The 6,081-nt window shown below is 58.9% G+C and carries 4 protein-coding genes; all 4 read right to left on the bottom strand.

The window, feature by feature from the left end:
• Positions 1-87: 87 nt before the first annotated feature.
• The 4 genes from GPK42_RS03415 to ileS all read right to left on the bottom strand — a co-directional run bounded on the left by GPK42_RS03415 (position 88) and on the right by ileS (position 6,076).
• Entirely contained in the window at positions 88-1,383 is a 1,296-nt protein-coding gene (locus tag GPK42_RS03415; protein WP_215693520.1) for a glycosyltransferase family 2 protein, read from the bottom strand.
• An 82-nt stretch (positions 1,384-1,465) separates the two neighbouring features.
• Positions 1,466-2,479 (bottom strand): RluA family pseudouridine synthase, encoded by a 1,014-nt coding sequence (locus GPK42_RS03410; RefSeq protein ID WP_215693517.1) that lies wholly within the window; start codon positions 2,477-2,479, stop codon positions 1,466-1,468.
• Complete coding sequence (gene lspA, locus GPK42_RS03405; RefSeq protein WP_338404320.1) at positions 2,479-3,006, bottom strand: signal peptidase II; 528 nt, start codon at positions 3,004-3,006, stop codon at positions 2,479-2,481. The genes GPK42_RS03410 and lspA overlap by 1 nt, the downstream gene beginning before the upstream one ends.
• Before the next feature lie 292 nt (positions 3,007-3,298).
• A complete protein-coding gene (gene ileS / locus GPK42_RS03400; protein ID WP_215693528.1) occupies positions 3,299-6,076 on the bottom strand; it encodes an isoleucine--tRNA ligase in 2,778 nt (925 codons plus the stop codon).
• Positions 6,077-6,081 lie beyond the last annotated feature (5 nt).

Raw genomic sequence — 6,081 nt, 5'->3', positions numbered from 1 at the left:
TCTATACTCATGGAAAACCTCCCATTTCCCGATGTCCAAGAAATGGGAGGCAGTTCACTGTCCCCTTTGTGGTGGTTTTGGTGGTGGTTATTTGGCGCCTTGCATGACCTCGTCGAGGGTGACGTTTACGGCATGCTTGGTAGGAACCCAGTCGACCTTCAGGAACAGCGCGGCAACCGTGATGGGGATATAGCTGAACATAAAGATCGGGAAGGTAAACAGGTTGGTCACCAGGCGCCACTTTTGTGCGCAGTGAATATGCTTGTACTCAAAGATGGTCGTGAGCAGCGCCAGGATAAAGAAGGTCTGGTACATCATCGCAAAGGTCATAATGAGCGAAGCGGCACACGCCTGCATCTCAACTTCGGTAGCCAAGAAGCCGTGCGAAAGGCCGCCCACGATGAGGAACGTGGCATTGGCGAGCATCGAGATCAAAGACAGCAGCATGCCCGGGGCGATCGTCATGAACATGTCGTAGGCGGCAAAGCGGCGATAGCGGAACATCGACTTGACAAGATGCTTGCCGTAGGTAAAGAACACCTGGTAAAAGCCCTTGGTCCAGCGCATACGCTGCTTCCAGGATGCCTTGAACGTCACGGGTTGCTCGTCAAAAAACTCCGCCGGCGCATAGCCAATGCGAATGCCGTGAATGGCGCAGAACGTGGTGAACTGAATGTCCTCGGTCAGAGTGTGGAACTGCCAACCGTGCATGCCCTCGATAACGCTGGCGGAGATGAGGTAGCCCGAACCCGAAACAGCGCAGGACGTCTTGCAGATATTACGCGCGTTGTTGAGGAAGCGCGCCTCGCGTAAATACCACGTGGCATTAGCTGCCGAGATCCACGAGCTGCCAAAGTTCTTGGAGTTACGATAGCTCGTGACCACATGGAATCCCTGGTCAAAGGCATCGTTCATCTTGGACACGTAATCGCGGGAGATGACGTTATCGGCATCGAAGATAAAGTAGCCCTCAAACGTGTCGGGATACTCGTTAAGGATGCGATCAAAACCAAAGTCCATGACCCAGCTCTTACCCTTGCGGGCCAGGTCGTTGCGCTCATAAACGACGGCGCCCGCCTCGCGCGCGAGCTGCGCCGTATTATCGGTGCAGGCATCGGCGACCACGAAGACTTCGATAAGCTCGGACGGATAATCCTGATCCTTGATGGAACGAACGAGGTTGGCGATCACGGCCTCCTCGTTATGCGCCGCGATAAAGAAGGCATAACGATGGAGTTTTTTGGCCTTGGGAGGTGCGACCTCGCCACGAAGAGCGCCAATGACAAAGAAGACCACCTGGTACAGAAAGCAGACCGTGAGCAGCGTGACGACAATTTGGTTGAAGATCACGATGGGTGTGTTGGTTTGTAAAAAGGCGAGCATGCAGGCTCCCAGCAACGCGTTACGTAAACAACCGTATATCTTACCGCAGGCTTACCGAGTTCAAGAAACCACCTAATACTGGCTAGGCTTCGAGCAGACCGAGCTGCGGGACGATTTCGTCGCCAGCGGCAGTACGGCCGAGCGAACGCGGGGCCAGATCATCCAGAACCGCCGCAAGATCCCACGGTAGCTCATCACGGCACTCAATGCGCTCCCCCGTCACGGGATGATCGAATGCCACGCGCCAGGAATGCAGGAACTGCCTGGTCAGGCCCTGGTCAGCGCGCGCATCGCACTTGCCGTAAAGCGGATCGCCCACGCAGGCGTGGTTGATATGACGCATATGCACGCGAATCTGATGTGTACGGCCGGTAAACAGGTGGCACTCGACGAGCGTATAGCCATCGTCAAAGCGCGTGGAATCAAAGCGCTCGAGGACCTTAAAGGTCGTAATGGCCTGACGGGCAAAGGGGTCGTCCGAAACCGCCATCTTGACGCGGTCGCGCGCAGAGCGGGCAATTCCAGTGTTAATGGTGCCCTCATCCATAGCGATATGACCGTGAACGAGCGTAATGTAGCGGCGATCGAGCGTGCGCGTGCGAATAAGGTTCTGCAGCGCGCGCTGTGTGTCGTCGTCCTTGGCCGCGAGCATGAGACCCGAGGTATCGCGGTCCAAACGATGCACGATACCGGGGCGATCCTCACCCTGCACGGTCCCCAGATGGTCGATGCCGCAGTGATAAACCAGAGCATTGGCAAGTGTGCCGCTCTCATGGCCATGGGCAGGATGGCACACCAGGCCACGCTGCTTGGAGAGCACAATGAGGTAGTCGTCCTCATAGCGAATATCGAGCGGGATGGCCTCGGGAATCACGTCGGTCGGATCGTGCGGCTCGGGCAAGTCAACCGAGATGCGGTCGCCGGCGCGCACGGCATACTTTTTTGACAGGCAGGTCTCGCCGTTGACGGCAACGGCGCCGCCTTCGATCAGATGAGCGCAGGCAGAGCGCGTAGGGCAGCCGTCATTGGCGCCCAGATAGGCATCGAGACGCTGGCCAGCGCAATCGTCGGCAACAAGGATATGGATGTCGGCCATTAGCGCTCATTCCTTTCGCGAATCTTGCGGGCACGCTCCCCACGCTGCTTGGCTTTGCGCTTGGCGCGTGCCTCATCACGGGCATTGAGCTCGGCAGTCGCATCAACCTCGCGGGCCGCGGGACTCAAGAACATGTAGCCGAAGAGGGCGAGTACAACGCCCACGGTAATGCCGATATCGGCCACATTGAAGACGGGAAAGTCGATGAAGGTGGTGGCAATAAAATCGGTCACGAAGCCAAAGGCCAAACGATCGATAGCGTTGCCAATGGCGCCGCCCGCGACCATAGCCATGCCCACCACCTCCAAGCGAGCAAGCTGGGGCGCGCGAAGCAAGTACGCGGCAATAGCGATAATGACCGCCAACGCCAGCACGGCAAACGCGATGCCATGCCCCTCGCCCATGCTAAAGGCAGCACCGATATTGCGGACAAACATAAAGTCGATGACACCGGGAATGACGGTCGCATGTAAAGCGTCGCCCACGGCACGAACCGCAAGCTTGGTCAGTTGGTCAACGAGCAACACAACGAGCGCCACCCCACCAGCAACGCCTAACCGCCAACGCAAAGGCGGCGTCATATCCCCAGTACGACCCAAATCAATCCCCTACCCTCATAAATCGAATTACGTTTAATGCAAAGAACCATCTTATATTGCCATACGCAGAACGCACGACATATACACCAACGCAAGCGAAATAACCAGCTAAAAACGAAAGCGGCGTCCCGAAAAACAGAATGCCGCTTTAATTCAGCGAAGCATATGAGCCGAAGGCGCTCAAATTCTCCCTATAACTAAAATGCCGAGTTACCGTGCCTTAAAGGGCATTCGCACACCTCTTGCAAATATGAGCGTGGCCGTTGTACTCGCCAACGGTGGTGCGGTAGTTCCAGCAACGGTCGCAGCACTCGCCCTCGGCAGCTTCAATGGCAACGGAGAGTTCCTCGCCCTGGGTCAGCTCAACATCGGAGACGATGTAGAACTCGGCCAGGTCGACGGCCTTATCACCGGTCAGCAGCGCGTACATCTCGGCGGGAACGACCGCCTTGACGCGGACCTGCTGGCTCTTAGTGAAGGTGCCGGCAGAACGGGCATCCTCAAGGGCCTTGGTCACGGCGCTACGGAGCTCGAGCGAAGCCTCGAGCACGCCCTCAAACTCATTGGCCTCGTCGACCGTGATGGGCGACTTGTACCAATCGAGCAGCGCGGCGTACTTCTGGTGATCGACGCAGCCGGCGGGCGCATATGCCATGGCCTCGTCGACGGTATAGGACAGGATCGGCTGCAGGTCGCGCATGAGCATCGAGAAGAGCTCGGCCAGCACGGTCTGGGCACTGCGGCGCTCGAGCGAGCCGGGCTTGTCGCAGTACAGACGATCCTTCAGGGCGTCGAGATACACGTTGGAAAGCTCGGTAACCACGAAGTCATAGAGCGCACGGTAGGCGCGCGGGAACTCATAGCTGGCGTAGGCGTCGTCGACCTCGGCCTGGACCTGGGTCAGACGGGCAACCATGAGCTTGTCGAGCGGCAGCAGGTCGGCAAAGGCGACGCCGTCGGTCTCGGGCTCAAACTGACCCTCGAGCTCGGAGAGCAAGAAGCGCAGCGTGTTGCGGAAACGACGATAGGCATCGGACGTACGAGCGAGAATCTCATGGTCGATGGAGACGTCGGAGCTGGTGTCGACGGAGGCAACCCAGAGACGGATGATGTCAGCGCCCATCTCGTCGCAGACCTTGTTGGGGTCGATGACGTTGCCGAGCGACTTGGACATCTTGCGGCCCTGGCCATCGAGCGTGAAGCCCTGCGAGACGACCGCCTTGTACGGAGCATGGCCGTTGGCACCCACCGAGGTGAGCAGCGAGCTCTGGAACCAACCGCGATGCTGGTCGGAGCCCTCGAGATACACGTCAGCCGGGTACTCAAGCTCGGGTCGATACTCGCAGACGGCCTTCCAGGACACGCCGGAGTCCCACCACACGTCGAGAATGTCCTTATCAGCCTTGAGGTGATGGCCGCCACACTTGGGGCAAACGCAAGCCTCGCCCAGGTAACTCTCGGGAGCGTCGGTGAACCAGGCGTCGGAGCCCTTCTCGTGGAAGAGCTTGATGACGGCGTCGAGCGTGGCGTCGTTCATGACCTTCTCGCCGCAGTCGGCGCAAGTGTAGCTGGGGATAGGCACGCCCCAGTTGCGCTGACGGCTGATGCACCAGTCGGGACGCTGCTCGACCATGGCGCCGATGCGGTTGGCCGCGTGGGCCGGATACCACTTGACGTTCTCGCGGACCTCTTTGCCAGCCTGCTCGCGCAAACCGGTCTTGTCCATCGAGACAAACCACTGGTCGGTAGCACGGAAGAGCACCGGGTGCTTGCAACGCCAGCAGTGCGGATAGCTGTGCGTGATCTTCTTCTCGAGGACTAGGGTACCGCGCTCGCGCAGGAACTCGATGATGTGCGGGTTGGCCTCATCGGTGTCCATACCGCTGAAGGGGCCACCGGTGCCAAACTCCTCGCCGGTGTAGAACTTGCCGTCGTCATCGACCGGCATGCAGATGTCGGTGATGCCCTCCTTGAGGCAGGCAAAGTAGTCGTCGACGCCGTGGCCGGGCGAGTTGTGGACAATACCGGTACCGTCATCGACACCGACGTAATCGGCCAGCAGCGCCACGCCCTCGACACCATCAAAGATCGGCTGCTTGTAGTGGATGTGGTGGAAGGTCTCGGCGGGAACCACATAGGGCTTACCGTCGACCATAACCGGGGTGTACTCCCAACCAAACTCCTCGCAGCACTTGGGAGCCAGGTCCTCGAGCAAGACCTCGGCACGACCCTCGTGCTCAACGGCGACATAGGCGGCGCCGGGCTTGAGAGAAACTGCCTGGTCGGAGGGGATGGTCCACGGCGTGGTCGTCCAGATGATAAAGTCGACCGGGCCGTCGAAGTTCTCGAGGCCTGCGGGCTTGGAGGTCATCTCAAAGCGCACGAAGATGGACGGGCTCGTCTCGTCGGAGTACTCAATCTCGGCCTCAGCGAGTGCGGTGTGGCAGTGCTTGCACCAATGGACGGGCTTGTGACCGCGATAGATCATACCCTTATCGAACATGGCCTTGAAGACCTCGATGTCGGCAGCGTCATGCTGGTGATAGAGCGTCAGGTAGGGGTTATCCCAGTCGCCGAGCACGCCCAGGCGACGGAAGCCGGCCTTCTGCAGCTCGATGTTCTCGACGGCGAACTTGTTGCAAAGCTCGCGGATCTTAGCCGTGGAGGTCTGGTTGAACTTCTCGGTGCCGAGCTTCTCCTCGACCTTATGCTCGATCGGCTGGCCATGGCAGTCCCAACCGGGGACATAGGGAACCTCATAGCCCTGCATCATCCAGTAACGGTTGATCATGTCCTTGGAGATCTTGTTCATGGCGTGGCCGATGTGAATCGGGCCGTTGGCGTACGGAGGGCCGTCGTGCAGCACGAACTTCTTGTGACCCTCGTTCTTCTTCAGAACCTGCTCGTAGACCTTGTTGTCCTGCCAGTCCTTGAGTCGCTTGGGCTCGGACTTGGAAAGACCGGCACGCATGGGAAAACCGGTCTTGGGCAGATTCATCGTCT

Source organism: Collinsella aerofaciens (assembly GCF_018785265.1).
In the GTDB taxonomy this organism is placed as follows: Bacteria; Actinomycetota; Coriobacteriia; order Coriobacteriales; family Coriobacteriaceae; genus Collinsella; species Collinsella aerofaciens_AI.
Note: the sequence above shows the minus strand (reverse complement) of the source record. Positions and strands in the feature narration are given on the sequence as shown.

Bases quoted from the DNA above. Each gene is read 5' to 3' on its own strand.
- GPK42_RS03415 (WP_215693520.1), bottom strand. From the start codon at position 1,383: ATGCTCGCCTTTTTACAAACCAACACACCCATCGTGATCTTCAACCAA.
- ileS (WP_215693528.1), bottom strand. From the start codon at position 6,076: ATGAATCTGCCCAAGACCGGTTTTCCCATGCGTGCCGGTCTTTCCAAG.
- GPK42_RS03410 (WP_215693517.1), bottom strand. From the start codon at position 2,479: ATGGCCGACATCCATATCCTTGTTGCCGACGATTGCGCTGGCCAGCGT.